Annotated in this window: 17 protein-coding genes and 2 rRNA genes; 14 read left to right on the forward strand and 5 right to left on the reverse strand. The window is 69.3% G+C overall.

Translation table 11 applies throughout. The features are described 5' to 3' along the window. The first annotated feature begins 181 nt into the window (after nucleotides 1–181). Nucleotides 182–1,942 carry a hypothetical protein gene (locus ACYQ8Q_RS26355; protein WP_460068295.1) on the forward strand — a complete coding sequence of 587 codons (1,761 nt, stop codon included), beginning with the start codon at nucleotides 182–184 and terminating at the stop codon, nucleotides 1,940–1,942. 16 nt (nucleotides 1,943–1,958) lie between these two features. On the opposite strand, the gene ACYQ8Q_RS26360 is transcribed toward ACYQ8Q_RS26355, so the two are convergent. Beyond that, nucleotides 1,959–2,783, reverse strand: coding sequence for a hypothetical protein (locus ACYQ8Q_RS26360; protein ID WP_460068296.1), 825 nt, complete (start codon nucleotides 2,781–2,783; stop codon nucleotides 1,959–1,961). 71 nt (nucleotides 2,784–2,854) lie between these two features. On the opposite strand from ACYQ8Q_RS26360, the gene ACYQ8Q_RS26365 reads away from it, so the two are divergent. The 4 genes from ACYQ8Q_RS26365 to ilvD all read left to right on the forward strand — a co-directional run bounded on the left by ACYQ8Q_RS26365 (nucleotide 2,855) and on the right by ilvD (nucleotide 7,466). Continuing rightward, entirely contained in the window at nucleotides 2,855–3,796 is a 942-nt protein-coding gene (locus ACYQ8Q_RS26365; protein ID WP_460068298.1) for a Ppx/GppA family phosphatase, read from the forward strand. Nucleotides 3,797–4,004: 208 nt separating this feature from the next. Continuing rightward, nucleotides 4,005–4,829, forward strand: coding sequence for a sugar phosphate isomerase/epimerase family protein (locus ACYQ8Q_RS26370; protein ID WP_358996153.1), 825 nt, complete (start codon nucleotides 4,005–4,007; stop codon nucleotides 4,827–4,829). Next, nucleotides 4,826–5,491, forward strand: a complete 666-nt coding sequence (locus tag ACYQ8Q_RS26375; RefSeq protein ID WP_460068301.1) for a TetR/AcrR family transcriptional regulator — start codon at nucleotides 4,826–4,828, stop codon at nucleotides 5,489–5,491. Before ACYQ8Q_RS26370 ends, ACYQ8Q_RS26375 begins: the two co-directional genes overlap by 4 nt. Nucleotides 5,492–5,612: 121 nt before the next feature. Then, on the forward strand, nucleotides 5,613–7,466 hold the full coding sequence (ilvD, locus tag ACYQ8Q_RS26380) for a dihydroxy-acid dehydratase (protein WP_460068303.1): 1,854 nt from the start codon (nucleotides 5,613–5,615) through the stop codon (nucleotides 7,464–7,466). 84 nt (nucleotides 7,467–7,550) lie between these two features. Here ilvD and ACYQ8Q_RS26385 read toward each other — a convergent pair whose 3' ends face one another. Then, on the reverse strand, nucleotides 7,551–9,770 hold the full coding sequence (locus tag ACYQ8Q_RS26385; protein ID WP_460068304.1) for a serine/threonine-protein kinase: 2,220 nt from the start codon (nucleotides 9,768–9,770) through the stop codon (nucleotides 7,551–7,553). A 180-nt stretch (nucleotides 9,771–9,950) separates the two neighbouring features. On the opposite strand from ACYQ8Q_RS26385, the gene ACYQ8Q_RS26390 reads away from it, so the two are divergent. The 3 genes from ACYQ8Q_RS26390 to ACYQ8Q_RS26400 all read left to right on the forward strand — a co-directional run bounded on the left by ACYQ8Q_RS26390 (nucleotide 9,951) and on the right by ACYQ8Q_RS26400 (nucleotide 11,977). Beyond that, entirely contained in the window at nucleotides 9,951–10,274 is a 324-nt protein-coding gene (locus ACYQ8Q_RS26390; RefSeq protein ID WP_460068305.1) for an SH3 domain-containing protein, read from the forward strand. 84 nt (nucleotides 10,275–10,358) lie between these two features. After that, a complete protein-coding gene (locus ACYQ8Q_RS26395; RefSeq protein ID WP_460068306.1) occupies nucleotides 10,359–10,922 on the forward strand; it encodes an EamA/RhaT family transporter in 564 nt (187 codons plus the stop codon). Nucleotides 10,923–11,188: 266 nt separating this feature from the next. Beyond that, nucleotides 11,189–11,977, forward strand: a complete 789-nt coding sequence (locus ACYQ8Q_RS26400) for a class I SAM-dependent methyltransferase (RefSeq protein ID WP_460068307.1) — start codon at nucleotides 11,189–11,191, stop codon at nucleotides 11,975–11,977. Nucleotides 11,978–11,983: 6 nt separating this feature from the next. On the opposite strand, the gene ACYQ8Q_RS26405 is transcribed toward ACYQ8Q_RS26400, so the two are convergent. Continuing rightward, on the reverse strand, nucleotides 11,984–13,450 hold the full coding sequence (locus ACYQ8Q_RS26405; RefSeq protein WP_460068308.1) for a SulP family inorganic anion transporter: 1,467 nt from the start codon (nucleotides 13,448–13,450) through the stop codon (nucleotides 11,984–11,986). 269 nt (nucleotides 13,451–13,719) lie between these two features. Here ACYQ8Q_RS26405 and ACYQ8Q_RS26410 point away from each other — a divergent pair, with 269 nt between their 5' ends. From ACYQ8Q_RS26410 to proC, 3 genes are all read left to right on the forward strand, one after another. After that, a complete protein-coding gene (locus ACYQ8Q_RS26410; protein ID WP_460068309.1) occupies nucleotides 13,720–14,523 on the forward strand; it encodes an ABC transporter ATP-binding protein in 804 nt (267 codons plus the stop codon). Continuing rightward, a complete protein-coding gene (locus tag ACYQ8Q_RS26415; protein WP_460068310.1) occupies nucleotides 14,520–15,290 on the forward strand; it encodes an ABC transporter permease in 771 nt (256 codons plus the stop codon). The genes ACYQ8Q_RS26410 and ACYQ8Q_RS26415 overlap by 4 nt, the downstream gene beginning before the upstream one ends. Nucleotides 15,291–15,401: 111 nt before the next feature. Next, the gene (gene proC / locus ACYQ8Q_RS26420; RefSeq protein WP_358996185.1) at nucleotides 15,402–16,214 is read left to right on the forward strand and encodes a pyrroline-5-carboxylate reductase; all 813 of its coding nucleotides are present in this window, start codon (nucleotides 15,402–15,404) and stop codon (nucleotides 16,212–16,214) included. Between the two features lie 21 nt (nucleotides 16,215–16,235). Here proC and ACYQ8Q_RS26425 read toward each other — a convergent pair whose 3' ends face one another. Then, the gene (locus tag ACYQ8Q_RS26425; RefSeq protein WP_460068311.1) at nucleotides 16,236–16,820 is read right to left on the reverse strand and encodes a cysteine hydrolase family protein; all 585 of its coding nucleotides are present in this window, start codon (nucleotides 16,818–16,820) and stop codon (nucleotides 16,236–16,238) included. 75 nt (nucleotides 16,821–16,895) lie between these two features. On the opposite strand from ACYQ8Q_RS26425, the gene ACYQ8Q_RS26430 reads away from it, so the two are divergent. After that, nucleotides 16,896–17,918: a GlxA family transcriptional regulator gene (locus ACYQ8Q_RS26430; RefSeq protein ID WP_460068312.1), complete on the forward strand. Its 1,023-nt coding sequence runs from the start codon at nucleotides 16,896–16,898 to the stop codon at nucleotides 17,916–17,918. Here ACYQ8Q_RS26430 and trpS read toward each other — a convergent pair. Continuing rightward, nucleotides 17,840–18,883 carry a tryptophan--tRNA ligase gene (trpS, locus tag ACYQ8Q_RS26435; RefSeq protein ID WP_460068313.1) on the reverse strand — a complete coding sequence of 348 codons (1,044 nt, stop codon included), beginning with the start codon at nucleotides 18,881–18,883 and terminating at the stop codon, nucleotides 17,840–17,842. The two genes, ACYQ8Q_RS26430 and trpS, sit on opposite strands and share 79 nt — an antisense overlap. Nucleotides 18,884–19,745: 862 nt before the next feature. Between trpS and ACYQ8Q_RS26440 the strand changes: the two genes are divergently transcribed. Together ACYQ8Q_RS26440 and ACYQ8Q_RS26445 are read left to right on the forward strand one after the other, a co-directional pair. Then, nucleotides 19,746–21,271, forward strand: a 16S ribosomal RNA gene (locus tag ACYQ8Q_RS26440). 270 nt (nucleotides 21,272–21,541) lie between these two features. After that, nucleotides 21,542–24,663: ribosomal RNA gene (locus ACYQ8Q_RS26445) — 23S ribosomal RNA — on the forward strand. The 16S and 23S rRNA genes sit together here, the layout of an rRNA operon. Nucleotides 24,664–24,750 lie beyond the last annotated feature (87 nt).

The following is a 24,750-nucleotide window of genomic DNA, read 5'->3' on the forward strand; positions in this document are numbered from 1 at the left end:
GGCTCCCACAGGGGACACCTGTGGAGAATCCGGACACCCCCTGTGATCCGGCCACGCCCCCTCACGAACGAGCCACGGAACCCCCCATTCCTGTCCCCTTATGAGGGATCGTTTCACCCGTACGGATTAAAAGGACTCAAGGGACAAGAAGAGCCCGTTCCGCGCCGCCTACGGTCCACGGGTGATGAGCAGCAGCCCCGAGATCTCGACCCGCACGACCGGCGCACACCGGGCGCACCGGGAGGCGCGCGATCGCGCCGCGGGGCGCACGCTCGCGCAGCGTCCGCCCGCCCGCTACGAGCCGTATCTGGACGGACTGTTCACCTACTGTCTGTCCGCGCTGTGCGACCACGACGCGGCCACCGCCGCCCTCGGGGACGTCCTCGCGCTCGCCGAGCGGCGCGGGCAGCGCATCCCGGAGGCCGGGGAGCGCCGGGCCTGGCTCTACGCACTGGCCCGCTGGGCCTGTCTGCGCAAGCTGGCCGAGGCCAGACAGAAGCGCCAGAGCGCGCATGCGGCCGGGCGCACCGCGGCCCACCGCCCGCCCGGCGCGCACTCCGGCGCACAGACCGGCGCCCCGTCCGGCACCCCCGGCCCGGACAGCCCGGCCGCACCCGACGGCCTCCAGGAGGAGCGCCGCCGCGAACTCGCCCTGCTGGCCTGGCCGGAGGCGGCCGGCACCACCCCCGAGCAGCGCGAGGCGCTCGAACTCGCGGTACGCCACCACCTCGCCGCCCACGAGGTCGCCGCCGTCCTCGGCATGGACCACGCCGCCGCCCGCGAGCTGCTCGCCTCGGCCGCCTGCGAGGTCGAGCGCACCCGCGCGGCCCTCGCCGTGGTGGAGACCGGCGGCTGCCCCGGAGTGGCCCGCCTCACCGGCGAGCACCAGCTCGTCCTCAGCGCCGCCCTGCGCCGCGAGCTCGTCCGGCACGTCGACGACTGCCCCCGCTGCCGCCGGGCCGCCGAGCGCGCCGTCCCCGGCCGCTGGCCCGGCGCCGGGGTCACCCCCGCCGAGCTGCCCGTCCTGGAGGCGCCCCGCCCGGCCCTGCGCGTCGCCATGGCGCACCTGCCCCGCGCGCGGGGTGCCGCCGCGCCCCGGTTCGACCGGCGCGGCTTCCCGATGGACCCCAAGGACCGCGCCGCCCGCCGCGACCGGCTCCGCGCGCGTGCCGTCACGACCACCGTGGTCGCCACCGTCGTCGCGGCCCCCGTGCTCGCCCTGTGGGCGGCCTACCGCAGCGCCCCCGCCGGGGACGCCGACGGCCGCCCGGCCAGCGCCGGCGAGGCGCACGGCCCCGGCAGCCCGGACGGCGAGGGCACGAGCGGCTACGAGAACGCGGGGAACGCCAGGACCAGGCCCGGCACCGGCTTCGGCAAGGGCCCCAAGCCGGATGTGTCCGTGGAGGTCGTCAGCGTCGCCGGGATCGGCGCGAGCGACGCGAAGCGGCTGACCGTGAGCGCCGTCACCAGCGGCGACACCACGCTGATCACCCTCACCGCCGCCCGGGACGCCGACGGCCCCGTCCGCTGGTCCGCCGCCACCGGGGCCGCCTGGATCTACCTCAGCCGCGCCAACGGCACCCTGTACCCCAGCGAGTCGGTGACGATCAAGGCGTACGTCGACCCCCTGCGTGAACCCTCCGGGCACTGGCACGCGCGCGTGGCGATCGCCCCGGCGGGCGCCGTGGTCACCATCGAGGGCTACGGCACCGCGTCCGGCCCCGCCCCCGGCACCGGCGAGGGAACCCGCCCGGGCACCCCGGCCCCGCCGACCTCCCGCCCGGACCCGGATCCTCCCGTTCCGCCGGTTGTGGACCCCACCCCGAGCACGCCCCCGCCCTCCACCGATCCGCAGCCCACCCCCAGCGACTCCCCGACCGCCCCCGGGGGCTCGACCCCGCCACCGGCCGACGGCGGCACCACCGGCCCCGCCACCCCCTAGGGGTGTCGGCCGGACGTCAGTCGACGGGATCCGCCGGATGCGGTGCCAGCAGCGGAAGCCGCGAGGCCAGACGCTCCTCGCACAGCTCGACGAGACGGTCGTAGCCGGCCTTGCCCATCAGCTCGGTCAGCTCCGCCCGGTACGACACGTACACCGGGTCGCCCGCGCCGTGCGCCGAGGTCGCCGACGTGCACCACCAGTGCAGGTCGTGACCGCCCGGACCCCAGCCGCGGCGGTCGTACTCGCCGATCGACACCTGGAGCACGCGCGTGTCGTCCGGCCGGTCGATCCAGTCGTACGTCCGCCGCACCGGAAGCTGCCAGCAGACGTCCGGCTTGGTCTCCAGGGGCTCGCGGCCCTCCTTGAGCGCCAGGATGTGCAGCGAGCAGCCCGCGCCACCGGCGAAGCCCGGACGGTTCTGGAAGATGCAGGAGCCCTGGTAGGGGCGGGTCTGGCGGTCCCCGTCCTCGTCCTCGGCCACCCAGCCGTTCAGCAGCCCCTCGGCGTGGTGCTGCCAGATGTCGGGGGTGAGCCGCGCCACATGAGAGGCGACCCGCCGCTCGTCGTCCTCGTCGGAGAAGTGGGCGCCCAGCGTGCAGCACCCGTCGTCCGCGCGGCCGGCCTGGATGCCCTGGCAGCCACTGCCGAAGACGCAGTTCCAGCGAGAGGTCAGCCATGTCAGATCACACCGGAAGACCTGCTCGTCGTCCGCCGGATCCGGGAACTCCACCCACGCACGCGCGAAGTCGAGCCCCTTCTCGTCCGACGCCGCCGTCACCGGGTTCGCCCGCGAAGGACCGCCGGTTGTTTTGTCGGTCTTCGCCTTTTTCGTCTTTGGCACCCGTCCAGGGTAAGTCGCCGAAGGCTGCTTCGGGGACGGCCCATGGCCTCACTGGCAGTAGCGTTCCCTTCATGAGACTCGGTGTCCTCGACGTGGGATCGAACACGGTGCATCTGCTGGTGGTGGATGCACACCCCGGCGCGCGCCCGCTGCCCGCGCACTCGCACAAGGCCGAACTGCGCCTCGCCCAACTGCTCGACGGGGACGGCGCCATCGGCCCCGACGGCGTCGACAAACTGATCACGGTCGTCCATGAGGCGCTCCAGGCCGCCGAGGACAAGGGCGTCGAGGACCTCCTGCCGTTCGCGACCTCCGCCGTGCGCGAGGCCACCAACGCCGACGACGTCCTCGCGCGCGTGCAGGCCGAGACCGGCGTCGAGCTCCAGGTCCTCACCGGCTCCGAGGAGGCCCGGCTGACCTTCCTCGCCGCCCGCCGCTGGTTCGGCTGGTCGGCCGGCAAGCTGCTCGTCCTGGACATCGGCGGCGGCTCCCTGGAGATCGCCTACGGCATCGACGAGGAGCCCGACGCGGCCGCCTCCCTGCCGCTCGGCGCGGGCCGCCTCACCGCGGGCTGGCTGCCCGGCGACCCGCCCGCCCCCGAGGACATAAGGACCCTGCGCCGCCACGTCCGGGCACAGATCGCCCGGACGGTCGGCGAGTTCAGCCGCTTCGGCGCCCCCGACCACGTCGTCGCCACCTCCAAGACGTTCCGGCAGCTCGCCCGCATCGCCGGAGCCGCCCGCTCCACCGAGGGCCTCTACGTGCAGCGCGAACTCAAGCGCGAGTCCCTGGAGGCCTGGGTGCCCCGCCTGGCCGGCATGACCTACGCCCAGCGCGCGGAACTCCCCGGCGTCTCCGAGGGCCGCGCCAACCAGCTCCTGGCCGGCGCCCTGGTCGCCGAGGGCACGATGGACCTGTTCGGCGTGGAGACGGTGGAGCTCTGCCCCTGGGCCCTGCGGGAGGGAGTGATCCTGCGGCGCCTGGACCACATGGGATCGGAACGGCCGGCCTAGGCCCTGTCGTCACATTCCCGCCTGCCCCGCCCTTCGGGCGACGGCGGGAATCTGACGACAGGGCCTAGGGGCGCGGGGCGCTGTCCGATATGCGGCTCCGTCGCGGGGCGCGAACCACCACGACGGCGCCGCACCCGCCTATGGCGAACACCACAACGGCGATTGGGCGCCCGGCACTCAGCCAACCGCACCCCGTAACCTGTCCCCCATGGCAGAGCCAGTCGTACGGATCCCGGACGCGAAGGTCGCCCTGTCGACGGCGTCCGTGTACCCGGAGCCGACGGCGACGGCCTTCGAGATCGCCGCGCGCCTCGGATACGACGGCGTCGAGGTCATGGTGTGGAACGACCCCGTCAGCCAGGACATCGAGGCGCTGCGCAGGCTCAGCGACTACCACGGCGTCCCCATCCTCGCCGTGCACGCCCCGTGCCTGCTCATCACCCAGCGGGTCTGGTCCACCGACCCCTGGGTGAAGCTCCAGCGGGCCCGCGCCGCCGCCGAGAAGCTCGGCGCGACCACCGTCGTCGTGCACCCGCCCTTCCGCTGGCAGCGGCAGTACGCGCGGGACTTCGTCCAGGGCATCTGGCGGATGGCGCACGAGACGGATGTGCGCTTCGCCGTCGAGAACATGTACCCCTGGCGCTACCGCGACCGCGAGATGCTCGCGTACGCCCCCGACTGGGACGTCACCAAGGACGACTACCGGCACTTCACGATCGACCTCAGCCACGCCTCCACCGCCCGCACGGACGCCCTCCAGATGGTCGACCGCATGGGCGACCGCCTCGGCCACGTCCACCTCGCCGACGGGAACGGCTCGGCCAAGGACGAGCACCTGGTCCCCGGCCGCGGCGGCCAGCCCTGCGCCGAGCTGCTGGAGCGGCTCGCGCTGAGCGGCTTCGACGGCCATGTCGTCATCGAGGTCAACACCCGGCGTGCCATGTCCGGCGCCGAACGTGAGGCCGACCTCGCGGAGGCCCTGGCGTTCACCCGGCTGCACCTGGCGTCGGCGGCAAAGGTGCCCCGCCCGTGAGCGAGCCGGACGGGACCTCCCGGCGCCGCGGCCGACCCCCTCGTACGGCGGCGTCCGGCACCGGCGGGACCGCCCGCAGACGCGGCCGGCCCCCGCGTACCGAGGCGGCCGACACGCGCGACCGCATCCTGGCCGCCGCGCGGGAGGAGTTCTCCGAGCGGGGGTACGAGAAGACGTCCGTGCGCGGGATCGCCAAGGCGGCCGGGGTGGACTCCGCGCTCGTGCACCACTACTTCGGCACCAAGGAGCAGATCTTCGAGGCGGCGATCGAGGTCGCCTTCGCACCCGCGTTCGAGGCGCCCCTGGCGATCGTCGAAGGGCCGCTGGACGGCGTGGGGGAGCGGATGGCCCGGTTCGTTCTCGGCGTCTGGGAGAACCCCGCCACGCGCGCGCCCCTCCTCGCCATCGTGCGCTCGGCCGTCAACAACGACACCGCGGCCGCCGTCTTCCGCCGGCTGGTCGCCTCCCAGGTACTGCGCCGGGTCGCCGCCCAGGTCGACCTGCCGGACGCCGAACTGCGCGCCGAGCTGGCGGCCGCGCAGCTCGTCGGCTGCGCGATGCTGCGGTATGTGATCAAGGTGGAGCCGCTGGCCTCGGCGGACGTCGAACTGATCATCGCGCGGGTGGCGCCGGTCGTACAGGGACACCTCACCGCACCCTGACACCGAGACGAGCATCCCGCATTCCGGACACCTCGTCCCGCACCCTGGATGACCGGCGTACGCTCATTAGCAGCCCTATCTGTCAGATAGCAGCCCTATCAGTCTCAAGGAGCGAGCGACGATGCCCGAGCTGAGGTCCCGCACAGTCACCCACGGCCGCAACATGGCGGGCGCCCGCGCCCTTATGCGCGCCTCCGGTGTACCCGGTGCGGACATCGGCCGGAAGCCGATCATCGCGGTGGCCAACAGCTTCACCGAGTTCGTGCCCGGTCACACCCACCTCCAGCCGGTCGGCCGGATCGTCAGCGAGGCGATCACCGAGGCCGGCGGAATCCCCCGCGAGTTCAACACGATCGCCGTCGACGACGGCATCGCCATGGGCCACGGCGGCATGCTCTACAGCCTGCCCTCCCGCGACCTGATCGCCGACTCGGTCGAGTACATGGTCGAGGCCCACTGCGCCGACGCCCTGGTCTGCATCTCCAACTGCGACAAGATCACCCCGGGCATGCTCATGGCCGCCCTGCGGCTGAACATCCCGACGGTCTTCGTCTCCGGCGGCCCCATGGAGTCCGGCCGCGCCACCCTCGTCGACGGCACGGTCCGCACCCTCGACCTGGTCGACGCGATCTCCGACGCCGTGAACGACAAGATCTCGGACGAGGACATCCTCCGCATCGAGGAGAACGCCTGTCCGACCTGCGGCTCCTGTTCCGGCATGTTCACCGCCAACTCGATGAACTGCCTGACCGAGGCCATCGGCCTCTCCCTCCCCGGCAACGGCTCGGTCCTCGCCACCCACACCGCGCGCAAGCAGCTCTACGTCGACGCCGCGCGCACGGTCATGGACATCACCCGCCGCTACTACGAGCAGGACGACGAGACGGTCCTGCCGCTCAACGTCGCGACCTTCGCCGCGTTCGAGAACGCCATGGCGCTGGACATCGCGATGGGCGGCTCCACCAACACGATCCTGCACCTGCTGGCCGCCGCCCAGGAGGCGGGCGTCCCCTTCGGCCTGGAGCAGATCGACGCCGTCTCGCGCCGGGTGCCGTGCCTGGCGAAGGTCGCGCCCAACGTCGCCAAGAACCGCACGTACTACATGGAGGACGTGCACCGCGCCGGCGGCATCCCCGCCCTCCTCGGCGAACTGCACCGCGCGGGTCTGCTCAACGAGGACGTGCACGCCGTCCACAGCCCGTCCCTGGCGGACTGGATGAAGACCTGGGACGTGCGCGGCGGCTCCCCGTCCGCCGAGGCCGTGGAACTGTGGCACGCGGCGCCGGGATGTGTGAGGTCCGCCGAGGCATTCTCCCAGTCCGAGCGCTGGGAAGCCCTCGACGACGACGCCGAGGGCGGCTGCATCCGCTCCGCCGAGCACGCCTACTCCAAGGACGGCGGCCTCGCGGTCCTGCGCGGCAACCTCGCCGTCGACGGCTGTGTCGTCAAGACGGCCGGCGTCGACGAGTCGATCTGGACCTTCGAGGGCCCCGCGGTCGTCTGCGAGTCGCAGGAGGAGGCCGTCGAGAAGATCCTCAACAAGCAGGTCACCCACGGCGACGTCGTCGTCATCCGCTACGAGGGTCCCAAGGGCGGCCCCGGTATGCAGGAGATGCTCTACCCGACGTCCTTCCTCAAGGGCCGCGGCCTCGGCAAGACCTGCGCGCTGATCACCGACGGCCGCTTCTCCGGCGGCACCTCGGGCCTGTCCATCGGCCACGCGTCCCCCGAGGCGGCCTCCGGCGGCACCATCGCCCTCGTCCGGGACGGCGACCGCATCCGCATCGACATCCCGGGTCGCTCGATCGAGTTGCTCGTCGACGACGCGGAACTCACCCGCCGTGAGCAGGCGTTGAACGGGGTGTACGCCCCGTCCGGCCGGGAGCGCAAGGTCTCCGCCGCGCTGCGCGCCTACGCCGCGATGGCCACCAGCGCCGACAAGGGCGCCGTGCGGGACGTGTCCAAGCTGGGCTGACCGCCGACCGGTGATCCACAGCCTGTGGACGAAGGGGCCGCCTCATGAGGGGCGGCCCCTTCGTGTCGTTCCGACCGGCGCGACCTACCAGCCCGAGGGATCCCGCCCGTCCACCGCGAACACGCTCCCGTCGGGCGCGCCGGCGTAGACCCGGCCGTCGACCGGCAGCGGCGCCGGCAGCGAGGCCGCCACCCGGTCCGAGTTCTTGCCGAGCCGCGCCCGCGTCTGCCCGAGCAGCTTTCCGCTGCGGGCGTCCACGCCGAGGAGCCGTCCGTCCGCGCCGGTGACGTACACATGCCCGTCCCCGACGGCCGGCCGCGAGCCGCGGAACAGGCCCGTCTCCAGGCTCCACAGCCGCTTGCCCGCCGCCGTGTCGACGGCCTCCAGCGCCCCGGCGGTGGACATCAGGTAGACCACGTCGCCGTCCACGGCGGCCGCCGGGGCCTGCCGCGGCACGGGCAGCGCCACCCGGCGCGTCTTCCGGGTCTCCGGGTCGTAGCGCACCACGGCCTCGGTGTCCGAGGTCGTCCGGTCGTCGGAGAGGAAGAAGACGTCCCCGTCATGGCTGCCGACCCCCTCCAGCGAGCCCTCCAGCCGCGCGCTCCACCGCACCTGTCCCGAGTCCGGGTCCACCGCGGTGACCTCGGTCGTCCCCGTGTCGGAGACGTTCACCGCGTAGGCCAGCGGGTCGCCGGGGAAGGAGGAGAAGTACGGCACACCCCGGTCGGTGACCGCGTGCCGCCACTTCGTCCCGCCCGTGGCCGCGTCCACGGCGGTGACCGTCCCGTCGGCCCCGCTGAACAGGAGCGTGCCGCCCACCGCCCGCGACCCGGTGTGCTCGGGCATGTCCCGCCCCCAGCTCACCTTCCCCGTCGTCGGGGCGAGCGCCTCCAGCCGCGGGTCCGGGTCCGTCAGCGGCTGGACCAACTCCCCGGCCAGCACCGGCGGGCCGCTGCGCAGGGCGTCGGCGACGGAGTGCTTCCACAGCAGGGAGCCGTCGGCCGGGTCGAGCGCGAACACCACACCGGGCTGCCCGCACAGCAGTTCGCCGGCCCCGTACGAACACTGGGGCGTGCTCTGCGTCTTCGCCACCGAGGCGACGTCCCACGCGTCGAACGCGGCCGTCGTGGTCCGCGGACTCGACTCACCCGGCGCCGGTGTGTCGCCGAGCACCTGCACCGAGGCGAACACGCCACCGGCGAGCAGACCGAGCGCGCCGGCCGCGACGGCCGCCCGCCGCACCCTTCGACGGGGACCGGCGGACGTCCGTTCCGGCCGTTCAGCCTGTGCGGCCCGTTCAGCATGTGTAGCCCGCGCAGCCTGCGCAGCCCGTGCGGCTTGTCCAGTCTTTTCAGCCCGTACGTCCCGCCCGCCCCGCCCGTCGGCTGCGTCACCGGAAGCGCCACCCGGCGCACCGGCACCCGACCCCGCACCCTCCGCCCGCTGCTCCGGTATGAACGCCTGCGTGTCGTACGACGCCGCCACCGACCGCAGTTCCCGCATCAGCTCGTCCGGCGTCGGCCGGTCCTCGGGCTCCTTGGCGAGACAGCGCACCACCAGCGGCGCGAGATTCTCCGGTACGCCCGTCAGGTCCGGCTCGTCGTGCACGACCTGGTAGGCGACGACGTACGGACTGTCGGAGTCGAACGGCCCGCGCCCGGTCGCCGCGTGCACCATCACCGACCCCAGCGCGAAGATGTCCGCCGCCGGCCCGACCTCGCGCGGCCGCCGGAACTGCTCCGGCGCCATGAAGGGCGGAGTCCCGATCAACTTGCCGGTCTCGGTCCGCAGTTCGCTGTCTTTCGGCCGGGAGATCCCGAAGTCGATGACCTTCGGACCGTCCTCCGCGAGCAGGACGTTGCTCGGCTTGAGATCGCGGTGCACGACCCCCACCCGGTGGATGTCGCGCAGCGCCTCCGCGAGCCCGGCCATCAGCCGCCGCAACTCACCCGACGTCATGGGCCCGTTCCGCTTCACCTGTTCGGCGAGGGTCGAGCCGGGGATGAACAGGGTGGCCATCCAGGGCCGTTCGGCGTCCGGGTCGGCGTCCACCACCGGGGCGGTGAACGCACCGCTCACTTTCCGCGCGGCCGCGACCTCCTGCCGGAAACGCCCCCTGAACTCGGGATCGCGTGCGTAGTCGGCATGGACGACCTTCACCGCGACCTTCATCCCGGAGGTGCTGCGGGCCAGATGGACCACACCCATGCCGCCGGAACCCAGCCGTGACTCCAGGCGGTAGTGACCGGCGTACTCCGGAAGTTCCGCTTCCGCGCCCTGCCCGGTGTTGCGCTGTGGCGACATGGACCACCCCCGTGCTGTTCTCCGCGCGCGCGACGCACGGAGCCTAGTCGATGACTTCTACGGGACAGAGGCGGCTTGCTAGCCTCCGCGTACGAATCACGTACATGTGTTTCATGGCGTGTTTTAGGGGAATGAAGGTGACCCCATGGCAGTCATGGGGTCCAACGGGGGAGGTTTCGCATGTCTGTCGACCGTGTGGAAGAGGCCGAGAACACCGGCGAGTCGGAGGCCGTCGTCACGGCGGCCGCGGCGGCCGTCACCTACTACCCGATCGCCCCGGGCGTCCGGCTGAACGTCCGCAGCGGTCCCGGCACGGGCTACAGCGTGGTGCGCGTCCTGGCCGAGGGCTCCAAGGTGCCGATCTACTGCCAGACGCCCGGCACGACGGTGACCGGCCCGTACGGCACCTCGAACATCTGGGACAACATCGCCAGCGGGGAGTACGTCTCCGACTCCTACGTCCACACCGGCAGCGACGGCTACGTCGCCTCGCGCTGCTCCTGATTCCGAGGGATCCCGGGAGATCCTGAGGCATCCCGAGGCGACCCACCCGGGAGCTCTGCCGCCGACCGGAGCCATAATCGTCCCGTGAGCGACGAGAACGGCACCCCGGACACCCCGGCGGGCTCCCGGGACACCCGGGACGCCCACGGCACGCAGGACACGTCCGCCGACCGGCCGGTGGCCCCCGGCGGCCCCCGCCCCGAGGCCCTGCGCTTCTTCGGCACCACCTGGGTGGAGCACGACCGGGGCTACACCGTCCGCCGTCTCGCCGTGGCCGTCGGCGCACTCGCCGCCACCGTCGCCTCCTGTCTCGTCCTGCGCTTCGCCTACGAGGGCCTGGCGATCGCCGAGACCGGCAGCTTCGTCACCCTGCTCGTGGTGGTCATGTTCACCGTCTGCAGCGCGCTCGCCTTCCGCACCACCTGGGACGGCTTCGCCAAGCGCCCCGACCCCGACCGCCAGGCCTCCCTGCGGGGCCTGCTGGCCATCGGCTTCGTCGGCTCCCTCGCCGCCTACTTCTTCCGCGCCCTCATCGAGGCCCCCGGCGAGAGACTCCACCGCGAGGAGTACGAGACCGCGCTCAAGCAGCACGACAAGCGCGCCGAGCGCCGCACCGGCAACCCGTCGAAGAAGCGCCGCCGCCGCTGAACGTCCGACCGGCATCCGGCGTCCCCGTGCCAGGGACGCATCAGCCGCCCCCGTCACCGCTCAACCCCGCCCCGCGCCCTGGGTGGTCGGCGTCGTACGGAAACTCGATGCCGTCACCGTGGACGGGAAGCGCCACGACGTCCCCGAGGGCGGCGCGAGGGTCGGCAACGGCAACGGCACCCTGCCCGCCGCCGACCACGTCACCTTCCTCCTCCGCGCGCGGGAAACCGCCGCCTGATCGCCCGCCCCCGGTTCACCATGGACGTATGACGGCCTCCCCCGCATCCCGGACCCAGGCTCGCGCCCACTCCTTCAACGCCGCCGCGGCCCAGTACGCCGCGAACCGCCCCTCCTACCCGGCCGCCCTCCTCGACACGATCGAGACCCTCACCGGCCGCCCCCTGGCCGGCGCCCGGGTCGCGGACGTCGGCGCGGGCACCGGCATAGCCACCGCCCTGCTGCACGCCCGCGGCGCCGAGGTCGTCGCCGTCGAACCGGGGGAGGGCATGGCGGCGCAGTTCCGCCACGGCCTCCCCGGCGTCCCGGTCGTCCGCGGCGACGGCAACCACCTCCCCCTCGCCACCGCCTCCCTGGACCTGCTCACCTACGCCCAGTCCTGGCACTGGACCGACCCGGCCCTCGCGGTCCCGGAGGCGCTGCGCGTGCTGCGGCCGGGCGGCGCGCTGGCCCTGTGGTGGAACACCAGCGCGGTCGACGTGCCCTGGATCGAGGCCCAGGCCGTCCGCATGCAGCAACTCTTCGGCATGGACCACGTCGTGCAGAACAACGGAGACGGCAGCCCCGCCGCCCTGGCCGGCCCCACCGGCGGCCTCGACTTCACCCACCGCACGGTCCGCTGGAGCCGCCGCGTCCCCCTCGACCTCCATTTGGCCAACATCAGTAGCCACTCGCTCTTCCTGGTCCACGACGAGGAGAGCACCGCAGCCTTCCTCTCCGAGGAACACCGCCATCTCCTCGCCGCGTTCCCCGACGGGACGATCGAGGAGACGTACGACGTCGAACTCCTCCTCGCCACCACACCCCACGAGGCCTGAACCCCTTCAGGACGCCGGGCTCCCCGCCGCCACCTCATCCCCCTGACGCCCCGTCGCCCGCCGTTCCCGCGCGGTGGCCCAGCTCTCCAGGGCCGCCGCGCACGCGTGGTCCACATGCCGCAGCCCACCCAGGTCCAGCCGCACCTCCCGGTCGGCCGGCAGCGCGTCCAACGCGTCCAGCAGCTTCGGCAGCCGCAGGAACGTCGCGTGCCCCAGCACCCGCACCACGATCCCGGCCTCCCCCCGGTCCTCGGTCTCCACCTGCACATGGCTGATCTCCCACGCCGTCTTGGCGACGGCGAGCGCCAGCCCGACCAGCACCCCCTCGAACAGGTTCCCCACGACGATCGCCACCGCCGTCACCCCGAGCACGAGCAGCTCCCCCCGATGCCCGCCCCACAGCGCTCGCACCTCGCGCACCGGCACGAGCTTGCACCCGGCGTACACGAGCAGCGCGGCCGGCGCCGCCACCGGAATGACCCCCAGCACCCCGGGCACCACGGCCGTGAACAGCAGCAGCCACACCCCGTGCAGCACCCGCGACGCCTTGGTCCGCGCCCCGGCCTGCACGTTCGCCGCGCTCCGCACGATCACCGCCGTCATCGGCAGCGCGCCCAGCACCCCGCACACCGCGTTGCCCGCGCCCTGCGCCATCAGCTCCCGGTCGTAGTCCGTCCTCCTCCCGTCATGCAGCCGGTCCACCGCGGCCGCGCTGAACAGCGACTCCGCCGACGCGATCAGCGCGAACGCCACGACGGTCCCGATCACCCCCACCTCCGTCAGCCGCCCGAGATCCGCCGCCTGCGGCATCCGGACGACCTCCCACAGCCCCTGCACCCGGACCCGCCGCACCTCCAGGTCGAACCCCCAGGTCACCGCCGACGCCACCGCCACCGCCACCAACGGCGCCGGAACCAGCCGCGCGCCCCGCCGCCACCGCCTCCACAGCAGCAGTACGACCAGGGTGACAGCCCCCACCGACAACGCCACCGGATCCACCCGCCCCGGCAGCGCCACCAGCCCGGCGAGCTTCCCGGGGCCGCCCGGCGGAGCGGCCGCGTCCCCGAGGGCGTACACCTGCCCGGCGACCAGCACCAGCCCGATCCCGGCGAGCATCCCCTGCACGACGGCCACCGACACCGCCCGGAACCACCGCCCGAGGCGCAGCGCCCCGAGCGCGAGCTGCACCAGCCCCGAGGCGAGCACGATCGCCCCGAGCGACTCGAGCCCGTAGGCGCGGACGGCCTCGAAGACCAGCACGGTGAGCCCGGCCGCCGGCCCGCTCACCTGGAGGCTGCTGCCGGGCAGCAGCCCGGCGACCAGCCCGCCCACGATTCCGGTGACCAGCCCCAGCTCGGCGGGCACACCCGAGGCCATGGCCACCCCGACGCACAGCGGCAGGGCGACGAGGAAGACGACAAGAGAAGCGCACAGATCGGCCTGGGCGACCTCGCGCAGACGACGGGACAGCATGGACGGCACCTCCGGTAGGGAACGGGAGATGCGTGGGCGCGCCGCACCGGGGGAGGGCACGGCGTCATGAATTCCATTGTCGGTTAACGCGAGCGGCTGGGGCAGGGGTTCGTGCACGGGACGCGTGCGGGCCGAGGCACAGGAAGCGGACCGTCCGCTTCCAATCCCACCCACGCGCGCCTGCGCCGCCGTACGCACCCACCCGCCCCGGGCCGCCCACCCGCCCAAGCCGCTTGACGGCCCGCCGCCCCGCGAGGATTATTCATCACATGATGAATTCTGTGCCCGGGCCGCCCGGCCCACCCGACACCGGCCCCGCCATCACCGCCCACGACCTCACCGTCGCCCGCGGCCCCCGCACCGTCCTGCGCTCCCTCGGCTTCACCGTCCCGCGCGGCCGGATCACCGGCCTCCTCGGCCCCTCCGGCTGCGGCAAGTCCACCCTGATGCGCGCCGTCGTCGGCACCCAGGCCAAGGTCACCGGCACCCTCGACGTCCTCGGCCACCCCGCCGGCCACCCCGCGCTGCGCACCCGCATCGGCTACGTCACCCAGGCCCCCTCCGTCTACGACGACCTCACCGTCCGCCAGAACCTCGACTACTTCGCCGCGATCCTCGACCCCGGCCGCGCCGCCGCCGACCGCCGCCACGACCACGTCACCCGAGCCATCGCCGACGTCGACCTCACCACCCACGCCGACGCCCTCGCCGGCAACCTCTCCGGCGGTCAGCGCGGCCGCGTCTCCCTCGCCGTCGCCCTCCTCGGCACCCCCGAACTCCTCGTCCTCGACGAACCCACCGTCGGACTCGACCCCGTCCTCCGCCGCGACCTGTGGGCCCTCTTCCACCACATCGCCGACACCCGCGGCGCCACCCTCCTCATCTCCTCCCACGTCATGGACGAGGCCGAACGCTGCCACCGCCTGCTGCTGATGCGCACCGGCGAGATCCTCGCCGACGGCACCCCCGACTCCCTGCGCACCCGCACCGGCGCCGACACCGTCGAAGCCGCCTTCCTGCACCTGGTCGACCAGGCGGCCGACGCCGCCCGCGCCAAGGAGACCACCCGATGACCACCGCACCCGCCGCCCCCACCCGCGGCCTCAACGCCTCCCGCACCACCGCCACCGCCGCCCGCGTCCTGCGCCAGCTCCGCCACGACCCCCGCACGATCGCGCTGCTCCTCCTCATCCCCTGCCTGATGCTGGTCCTGCTGCGCTACGTCTTCGACGGCAGCCCGCGCACCTTCGACAGCATCGGCGCCTCCCTCCTCGGCATCTTCCCGCTCATCACGATGTTCCTCGTCACCTCCATCGCCACCCTGCGGGAACGCACCTCGGGCACCCTCGAACGCCTCCTCGCCATGCCCCTCGGCAAAGGCGACCTGATCGCCGGCTACGCCCTCGCCTTCGGCACCCTCGCGATCATCCAGTCCGCCCTCGCCACCGCCCTCGCCGTCTGGTTCCTCGACCTGGACGTCATCGGCTCCCCCTGGCTCCTCCTCCTCGTGGCCCTCCTGGACGCCCTCCTCGGCACCGCCCTCGGCCTCTTCGTCTCCGCCTTCGCCGCCTCCGAGTTCCAGGCCGTCCAGTTCATGCCGGCGGTGATCTTCCCCCAACTCCTCCTCTGCGGCCTCTTCGCGCCCCGCGACACCATGCACCCCGCCCTGGAAACCCTCTCCGACGTCCTCCCCATGTCCTACGCCGTCGACGGCATGAACGAGGTCCTCACCCACACCGACATGACGGCCACCTTCGTACGGGACACCCTGATCGTCGGCGGCTGCGCCCTCCTGGTCCTCATCCTCGGCGCGGCGACACTGCGACGCCGGACAGCCTGAGGGTGGCGGGGGCGAGAGACCGACGTCCGCCCACCGGACAAGCACCCCGCACCACCCCGGACCGGTGCGAGGATGAACCCGGACGACGCAACCCCCGGAGGGCCCCGCACCATGACCCAGAAAGTCGCAGTCCTCGGCACCGGAAAAATCGGCGAAGCCCTGCTCAGCGGAATGATCCGAGGCGGCTGGCCCCCGGCCGACCTCCTCGTCACCGCCCGCCGCCCCGAACGCGCCGAGGAACTCCGCACCCGCTACGGCGTCACCCCGGTCACCAACGCGGAAGCCGCCAAGACCGCCGACACCCTCATCCTCACGGTCAAGCCGCAGGACATGGGCACCCTCCTCGACGAACTCGCCGGCCAGGTCCCCGCCGACCGCCTGATCATCAGCGGCGCCGCCGGCATCCCGACCTCCTTCTTCGAGGAACGCCTCGCCCCCGGCACGCCCGTCGTCCGCGTCATGACGAACACCCCCGCCCTCGTCGACGAGGCCATGTCCGTCATCTCCGGCGGCAGCCACGCCACCGCCGACCACCTCGCCCACGCCGAGGAGATCTTCGGCTCCGTCGGCAAGACCCTCCGCGTCCCCGAGAACCAGCAGGACGCCTGCACCGCCCTCTCCGGCTCCGGCCCGGCCTACTTCTTCTACCTGGTCGAAGCCATGACCGACGCCGGCATCCTCCTCGGCCTGCCCCGCGACAAGGCCCACGACCTCATCGTCCAGTCCGCGATCGGCGCCGCGACCATGCTCCGCGACAGCGGCGAACACCCCGTCAAGCTCCGCGAGAACGTCACCTCCCCCGCCGGCACCACCATCAACGCCATCCGCGAACTGGAGAACCACGGCGTACGGGCCGCCCTCATCGCCGCCCTGGAGGCCGCCCGCGACCGCAGCCGCCAGCTGGCCTCCGGCAAGAAGGACTGACCCTCCCGCGACCGGGGGCGGTCACCGCGCCGCGTCCACCACCTCCCGGGTGGTCACCACCCGCGCGAACCCGCCCCCGTGCAGCGACACCGCCGACGCCTGCGCCAGCTCCTCCGCACTCCGCCGCCAGCCGAACGGCCCCTCCAGGTCGAACGTGTGCGTGGCGTCGTACGCCACCACCACGTCGTACCCGAGATTCCCGCCCATACGGGCCGTCGTCTCCACACACATGTTGGTCTGGATCCCGGCCAGCACGATCTGCGAGATCCCCGCGGCCCCGAGCCAGGCCCCCAGATCCGGCGTCCCGAGGAAAGCCGAGTTCACGGTCTTCGTGACGAACAGCTCGGCACCGGCACCCTTGCCCCTCCTCTCCTCCACGTACGACTTCAGCTCGTTCCCCTCGTACCCGAGCCGCAACGGCGACCCGGGCTTCACCGAGTCATGCCGCACGAACACCACCGGCCGCCCCGACGCCTGCCATACGTCGATCAGCGCGGCGATGTTGTCATCGGCCCCCGGGTTGTTCCGCGCCCCCCAGAAACCGGCCTCCTCGAAGCCCTTCTGCACGTCCACGACCACCAGTGCTGCGTTCTCCGCGATGTCCATGCCCACGATCCTGCCGCCGGCACCGGACCCGCCCCAGAGGCATGGAAGTCATCGATCGATGGTTTACTGCCAGCCATGGCCCCCGGCTCACCCACCCACCGCGTAGCCCTCGTCGCCTTCCCCGGTATCCGCGCCTTCGACGTCTCCGTCATCACCGAGGTCTGGGGCACCGACCGCACCGACCGCGGCGCCCCCGCCTTCGACCTGCGCCGCGTCGCCACCGACACCACCCCCGTCCCGATGCGCGGCGGACTCGCCCTGCACCCCGACCGCACCCTGGCCTGGCTCACCCGCGCCGACCTGATCCTCGTCCCCGGCCTCGACGACCACCTCACCCCCGCACCCACCCCCGTCCTCGACGCACTCCGCCGCGCCCACGCCCGCGGCACCACCCTCGCCGCACTCTGCGGCGGAGCCTTCACCCTCGCCCAGGCAGGCCTCCTCGACGGCCGCCGCGCGATCACCCACTGGAACCTCATCGACCTCCTCCGCAGCCACCACCCCCAGGTCAGCGTCGTCCCCGACGCCCTCTTCATCGAGGACGACAACATCTGGACCGCCGCGGGCACGGCAGCCGGCATCGACCTCTGCCTCCATCTGGTCCGCCGCTCCCACGGCGCGGAAGCCGCCGCCACCATCGCCCGCTCGATGGTCACCGCGCCCTTCCGCACCGGCTCCCAGGCCCAGTTCATCGAGCACCCGACGACGCCCGCCGACCGCGACGCCGACACCCTCGCCGCCGTACGCGAACACGCCCTGCGCCGACTGCACGAACCACTCACCGTCGCCGACCTGGCGGCTCACGCGGGTATGTCCCCCCGCAGCTTCGCCCGCCACTTCACCGCCGCCACCGGCACCACCCCCCTCAGCTGGCTCCTCGACCAGCGCATCGCGGCAGCCCAGAAACTCCTCGAACGCACCGACCTCCCCATGCCCGAGGTCGCCCGCCGCGCCGGCTTCGGCAGCGAGGTCACGATGCGCCAGCACTTCGCCTCGCGCCTCGCCACCAGCCCACGCGCCTACCGAGCCGCGTTCAGCACCCCACCCGACACGGGCTCCGCCTCAGCCACCGGCGGCAGCAACCCGATCGCGCGATAAGCGGCGTCCACTACCGGACGCGCCATCTCCCGCGCCTTGTTCGCCCCATCCCGGAGCACCCCCTCGACATAGCCGGGATCCGCACACAACTCCTGATGCCGGGCCCGCACCGGCCGCAACACCTCGACCACGGCCTCCGCCACAGCCGCTTTCAAAGCGCCGTACGACCGATGAACGGACGCCAGCTCGGCCGGGTTCCCGTCCGTACAGGCGGCCAGGATCTCCAGCAGATTCGCGACCCCAGGCCGTCCCTCCCGGTCGTACACGACCTCCCGCCCGCTGTCCGTGACGGCCCGCATGATCTTCTTCCGCACCACATCGGGTTCGTCGAGCAGATAGACGATCCCCGTCCCGGAGTCATCGCTCTTCCCCATCTTCGACCCCGGCTCCTGGAGGTTCATCACCCGCGCCGCCACCGCAGGCACCGTCGCCCTGGGCACCACGAACGTGTGCCCGTACCGCTGGTTGAACCGCACCGCCAGATCCCGCGCCAGCTCCACATGCTGCGCCTGGTCGTCCCCCACCGGCACCTCGTCGGTCCCGTACGCCAGGATGTCCGCCGCCATCAGCACCGGATACGTCAGCAGCGACAGCCGCACGCTCCCCCCGCGCTCCCGCTCCCGCGCGGCCTTCACCTTGTACTGGATCATCCGCCGCATCTCGCCGTCGGTGGCCACGCACTCCAGCAGATACGACAGCCGCGCGTGCTCGTCGACATGACTCTGTACGAAGAGCGTGCACAGCTCGGGATCCAGTCCCGCCGCCAGGAGCAGCGTCGCCGCCTGCCGACTCAGCCGGCGCACCCGCGCCGGATCGTGGTCCACGGTCAGCGCGTGCAGATCGACCACGCAGAACAACGCGTCCGAGCGGTACTGGTCGGCCTGGACCCACTGCCGCATGGCCCCCAGGTAGTTCCCCAGGGTCAGATGCCCGGTCGGCTTGATCCCGCTGAAGACCCTCGTCATCTCCACTCCTCCTACTGGACGTCTCCGGTCGGGGCCGCCGTCCCGGCCGGCCCGACCCTCGGAGTCCCGGAGGGGGATACGAGAAACGGCCGCCGAGGCGGCGGCCGTTGAACGCATACGTGAGCGCGGCCGCCGTCAGGCGGCCCACCAGAGCTGGGTGCACGTACGCGTGGTCATGACGTCCACAGTACGCCCCGAGGGTGCCCGTGGGACGTGGGTTGACACACCCAGGACCGATACGTAGTGTTCTCCGAGTTGTCCGACGTGAGCGCCGACTCCGGTCGGTCCCCGGACAGCCATTCCGCAAGTACCAACCACTTCTCGACGAGCAGTCGTGCTGTCTGCCGTCGCGTCATTGGCGTGCGTATTCGCGAAATGAGGAATCCGCGTTCGAAAGGACACGGGCCCCGATTGGCTTCGGGAGCCGGGAATCCGCTAAAGTCTCACTCGTCGGAACGGCCGAAGGGCCGGGAAGACAAACCCCGCTGACTGGGAATCAGACGCCGAAAGGATCTGATAGAGTCGGAACCGCCGGAAAGGGAAACGCGAGAGCGAAGACCTGGAAAGCACCGAGGAAATCGGATCGAGAAAAGATCTGATAGAGTCGGAAACGCAAGACCGAAGGGAAGCCCGGAGGAAAACCTGAGAGAGTCTCTCAGGCAAGTACAAAGGAAGCTTTCGTTCCTTGAGAACTCAACAGCGTGCCAAAAATCAACGCCAGATTAGTTGATACCCCGTCCCCGGCAGTGATAGCCGAGGATGAGGTTCCTTTGAAAAAACACAGCGAGGACGCTGTGAACAGTCGGATCATTCCTCCGACTGTTCCGCTCTCGTGATGTGTGCACCGGATTACCGGTAAACATTCACGGAGAGTTTGATCCTGGCTCAGGACGAACGCTGGCGGCGTGCTTAACACATGCAAGTCGAACGATGAAGCCCTTCGGGGTGGATTAGTGGCGAACGGGTGAGTAACACGTGGGCAATCTGCCCTTCACTCTGGGACAAGCCCTGGAAACGGGGTCTAATACCGGATATCACTCTCGCAGGCATCTGTGAGGGTCGAAAGCTCCGGCGGTGAAGGATGAGCCCGCGGCCTATCAGCTTGTTGGTGAGGTAATGGCTCACCAAGGCGACGACGGGTAGCCGGCCTGAGAGGGCGACCGGCCACACTGGGACTGAGACACGGCCCAGACTCCTACGGGAGGCAGCAGTGGGGAATATTGCACAATGGGCGAAAGCCTGATGCAGCGACGCCGCGTGAGGGATGACGGCCTTCGGGTTGTAAACCTCTTTCAGCAGGGAAGAAGCGAAAGTGACGGTACCTGCAGAAGAAGCGCCGGCTAACTACGTGCCAGCAGCCGCGGTAATACGTAGGGCGCAAGCGTTGTCCGGAATTATTGGGCGTAAAGAGCTCGTAGGCGGCTTGTCACGTCGGGTGTGAAAGCCCGGGGCTTAACCCCGGGTCTGCATTCGATACGGGCTAGCTAGAGTGTGGTAGGGGAGATCGGAATTCCTGGTGTAGCGGTGAAATGCGCAGATATCAGGAGGAACACCGGTGGCGAAGGCGGATCTCTGGGCCATTACTGACGCTGAGGAGCGAAAGCGTGGGGAGCGAACAGGATTAGATACCCTGGTAGTCCACGCCGTAAACGGTGGGAACTAGGTGTTGGCGACATTCCACGTCGTCGGTGCCGCAGCTAACGCATTAAGTTCCCCGCCTGGGGAGTACGGCCGCAAGGCTAAAACTCAAAGGAATTGACGGGGGCCCGCACAAGCAGCGGAGCATGTGGCTTAATTCGACGCAACGCGAAGAACCTTACCAAGGCTTGACATACACCGGAAACGGCCAGAGATGGTCGCCCCCTTGTGGTCGGTGTACAGGTGGTGCATGGCTGTCGTCAGCTCGTGTCGTGAGATGTTGGGTTAAGTCCCGCAACGAGCGCAACCCTTGTCCTGTGTTGCCAGCATGCCCTTCGGGGTGATGGGGACTCACAGGAGACCGCCGGGGTCAACTCGGAGGAAGGTGGGGACGACGTCAAGTCATCATGCCCCTTATGTCTTGGGCTGCACACGTGCTACAATGGCAGGTACAAAGAGCTGCGAAACCGTGAGGTGGAGCGAATCTCAAAAAGCCTGTCTCAGTTCGGATTGGGGTCTGCAACTCGACCCCATGAAGTCGGAGTTGCTAGTAATCGCAGATCAGCATTGCTGCGGTGAATACGTTCCCGGGCCTTGTACACACCGCCCGTCACGTCACGAAAGTCGGTAACACCCGAAGCCGGTGGCCCAACCCCTTGTGGGAGGGAGCTGTCGAAGGTGGGACTGGCGATTGGGACGAAGTCGTAACAAGGTAGCCGTACCGGAAGGTGCGGCTGGATCACCTCCTTTCTAAGGAGCACATAGCCAGCTTCGAGCGAATGTCTCGGAGTGGTTGCTCATGGGTGGAACGTTGATTATTCGGCACGGTCTGGATGTCTTCTGCTAGTACTGCTTCGGCGTGGAACGCAGGGAGGACGAAAGGACCGGGTCGGGCACGCTGTTGGGTGTCTGAGGGAATGAACCCTCGGATGCCGGCCCCAGTGAACTCTGACCGTGTGGTTGGGGGTGATGGGTGGCTGGTCGTTGTTTGAGAACTGCACAGTGGACGCGAGCATCTGTGGCCAAGTTTTTAAGGGCGCACGGTGGATGCCTTGGCACCAGGAACCGATGAAGGACGTGGGAGGCCACGATAGTCCCCGGGGAGTCGTCAACCAGGCTTTGATCCGGGGGTTTCCGAATGGGGAAACCCGGCAGTCGTCATGGGCTGTCACCCGCTGCTGAACACATAGGCAGTGTGGAGGGAACGCGGGGAAGTGAAACATCTCAGTACCCGCAGGAAGAGAAAACAACCGTGATTCCGGGAGTAGTGGCGAGCGAAACCGGATGAGGCCAAACCGTATGCGTGTGAGACCCGGCAGGGGTTGCGCATACGGGGTTGTGGGATTTCTCTTGATCAGTCTGCCGGCTGGTCGGCGAGTCAGAAACCGTATGGATAGGCGAAGGACATGCGAAAGGTCCGGCGTAGAGGGTAAGACCCCCGTAGTCGAAATCTGTACGGCTCGTTTGAGAAACACCCAAGTAGCACGGGGCCCGAGAAATCCCGTGTGAATCTGGCGGGACCACCCGCTAAGCCTAAATATTCCCTGGTGACCGATAGCGGATAGTACCGTGAGGGAATGGTGAAAAGTACCGCGGGAGCGGAGTGAAATAGTACCTGAAACCGTGTGCCTACAAGCCGTGGGAGCGTCGGGTAGGAACTTGTTCCTACCTCGTGACTGCGTGCCTTTTGAAGAATGAGCCTGCGAGTTTGCGGTGTGTTGCGAGGTTAACCCGGGTGGGGTAGCCGTAGCGAAAGCGAGTCCGAACAGGGCGTTTTAGTAGCACGCTCAAGACCCGAAGCGGAGTGATCTAGCCATGGGCAGGTTGAAGCGGAGGTAAGACTTCGTGGAGGACCGAACCCACCAGGGTTGAAAACCTGGGGGATGACCTGTGGTTAGGGGTGAAAGGCCAATCAAACTCCGTGATAGCTGGTTCTCCCCGAAATGCATTTAGGTGCAGCGTCGTGTGTTTCTTGCCGGAGGTAGAGCACTGGATAGGCGATGGGCCCTACCGGGTTACTGACCTTAGCCAAACTCCGAATGCCGGTAAGTGAGAGCACGGCAGTGAGACTGTGGGGGATAAGCTCCATGGTCGAGAGGGAAACAGCCCAGAGCATCGACTAAGGCCCCTAAGCGTACGCTAAGTGGGAAAGGATGTGGAGTCGCAGAGACAACCAGGAGGTTGGCTTAGAAGCAGCCACCCTTGAAAGAGTGCGTAATAGCTCACTGGTCTAGTGATTCCGCGCCGACAATGTAGCGGGGCTCAAGCGTACCGCCGAAGTCGTGTCATTGCAGCAATAAGCCCCAACGGGTGCTGTGATGGGTAGGGGAGCGTCGTGTGCCGGGTGAAGCAGCACCGGAAGGTAGTTGTGGACGGTTCACGAGTGAGAATGCAGGCATGAGTAGCGATTCACACGTGAGAAACGTGTGCGCCGATTGACTAAGGGTTCCTGGGTCAAGCTGATCTGCCCAGGGTAAGTCGGGACCTAAGGCGAGGCCGACAGGCGTAGTCGATGGATAACCGGTTGATATTCCGGTACCCGCTGTGAAGCGTCAAACATCGAACCAGGCGATGCTAAGTCCGTGAAGCCGCCCCGGAGCCTTCGGGCAAAGGGGAGTGGTGGAGCCGACGGACCAGACTTGCAGTAGGTGAGTGATGGGGTGACGCAGGAAGGTAGTCCAGCCCGGGCGGTGGTTGTCCCGGGGTAAGGGTGTAGGGCGAACGGTAGGCAAATCCGCCGTTCATACAGCCTGAGACCTGATGCCGAGCCGATTGTGGTGAAGTGGATGATCCTATGCTGTCGAGAAAAGCCTCTAGCGAGTTTCATGGCGGCCCGTACCCTAAACCGACTCAGGTGGTCAGGTAGAGAATACCGAGGCGTTCGGGTGAACTATGGTTAAGGAACTCGGCAAAATGCCCCCGTAACTTCGGGAGAAGGGGGGCCACGCCTGGTGAGGGGACTTGCTTCCCGAGCTGGGGGTGGCCGCAGAGACCAGCGAGAAGCGACTGTTTACTAAAAACACAGGTCCGTGCGAAGCCGTAAGGCGATGTATACGGACTGACGCCTGCCCGGTGCTGGAACGTTAAGGGGACCGGTTAGTCACATTTCGGTGTGGCGAAGCTGAGAACTTAAGCGCCAGTAAACGGCGGTGGTAACTATAACCATCCTAAGGTAGCGAAATTCCTTGTCGGGTAAGTTCCGACCTGCACGAATGGCGTAACGACTTCTCGACTGTCTCAACCATAGGCCCGGTGAAATTGCACTACGAGTAAAGATGCTCGTTTCGCGCAGCAGGACGGAAAGACCCCGGGACCTTTACTACAGTTTGATATTGGTGTTCGGTTCGGCTTGTGTAGGATAGGTGGGAGACTTTGAAGCGGCCACGCCAGTGGTTGTGGAGTCGTCGTTGAAATACCACTCTGGTCGTGCTGGATGTCTAACCTGGGTCCGTGATCCGGATCAGGGACAGTGTCTGATGGGTAGTTTAACTGGGGCGGTTGCCTCCTAAAGAGTAACGGAGGCGCCCAAAGGTTCCCTCAGCCTGGTTGGCAATCAGGTGTTGAGTGTAAGTGCACAAGGGAGCTTGACTGTGAGACCGACGGGTCGAGCAGGGACGAAAGTCGGGACTAGTGATCCGGCGGTGGCTTGTGGAAGCGCCGTCGCTCAACGGATAAAAGGTACCCCGGGGATAACAGGCTGATCTTCCCCAAGAGTCCATATCGACGGGATGGTTTGGCACCTCGATGTCGGCTCGTCGCATCCTGGGGCTGGAGTCGGTCCCAAGGGTTGGGCTGTTCGCCCATTAAAGCGGTACGCGAGCTGGGTTTAGAACGTCGTGAGACAGTTCGGTCCCTATCCGCTGCGCGCGCAGGAATATTGAGAAGGGCTGTCCCTAGTACGAGAGGACCGGGACGGACGAACCTCTGGTGTGCCAGTTGTTCTGCCAAGGGCATGGCTGGTTGGCTACGTTCGGGAGGGATAACCGCTGAAAGCATCTAAGCGGGAAGCCTGCTTCGAGATGAGTATTCCCACCCACTTGATGGGGTAAGGCTCCCAGTAGACGACTGGGTTGATAGGCCGGATCTGGAAGCACAGTAATGTGTGGAGGTGACCGGTACTAATAGGCCGAGGGCTTGTCCTCAGTTGCTCGCGTCCACTGTGTTGGTTCTGAAACCACGAACGGCCCCACGTTGCCACAGCGTGGTGCGGCTGAAACAGTTTCATAGTG

Source organism: Streptomyces sp. YKOK-I1 (assembly GCF_054660435.1).

Excerpts from the sequence above, each read along its gene's own strand:
- ACYQ8Q_RS26365 (WP_460068298.1), top strand. The coding sequence starts at position 2,855 with ATGAGACTCGGTGTCCTCGACGTGGGATCGAACACGGTGCATCTGCTG.
- ACYQ8Q_RS26370 (WP_358996153.1), top strand. The coding sequence starts at position 4,005 with ATGGCAGAGCCAGTCGTACGGATCCCGGACGCGAAGGTCGCCCTGTCG.
- ilvD (WP_460068303.1), top strand. The coding sequence starts at position 5,613 with ATGCCCGAGCTGAGGTCCCGCACAGTCACCCACGGCCGCAACATGGCG.
- ACYQ8Q_RS26385 (WP_460068304.1), bottom strand. The coding sequence starts at position 9,770 with ATGTCGCCACAGCGCAACACCGGGCAGGGCGCGGAAGCGGAACTTCCG.
- ACYQ8Q_RS26390 (WP_460068305.1), top strand. The coding sequence starts at position 9,951 with ATGTCTGTCGACCGTGTGGAAGAGGCCGAGAACACCGGCGAGTCGGAG.
- ACYQ8Q_RS26400 (WP_460068307.1), top strand. The coding sequence starts at position 11,189 with ATGACGGCCTCCCCCGCATCCCGGACCCAGGCTCGCGCCCACTCCTTC.
- ACYQ8Q_RS26405 (WP_460068308.1), bottom strand. The coding sequence starts at position 13,450 with ATGCTGTCCCGTCGTCTGCGCGAGGTCGCCCAGGCCGATCTGTGCGCT.
- ACYQ8Q_RS26410 (WP_460068309.1), top strand. The coding sequence starts at position 13,720 with ATGATGAATTCTGTGCCCGGGCCGCCCGGCCCACCCGACACCGGCCCC.
- ACYQ8Q_RS26415 (WP_460068310.1), top strand. The coding sequence starts at position 14,520 with ATGACCACCGCACCCGCCGCCCCCACCCGCGGCCTCAACGCCTCCCGC.
- proC (WP_358996185.1), top strand. The coding sequence starts at position 15,402 with ATGACCCAGAAAGTCGCAGTCCTCGGCACCGGAAAAATCGGCGAAGCC.
- ACYQ8Q_RS26425 (WP_460068311.1), bottom strand. The coding sequence starts at position 16,820 with ATGGACATCGCGGAGAACGCAGCACTGGTGGTCGTGGACGTGCAGAAG.
- ACYQ8Q_RS26430 (WP_460068312.1), top strand. The coding sequence starts at position 16,896 with ATGGCCCCCGGCTCACCCACCCACCGCGTAGCCCTCGTCGCCTTCCCC.
- trpS (WP_460068313.1), bottom strand. The coding sequence starts at position 18,883 with ATGACGAGGGTCTTCAGCGGGATCAAGCCGACCGGGCATCTGACCCTG.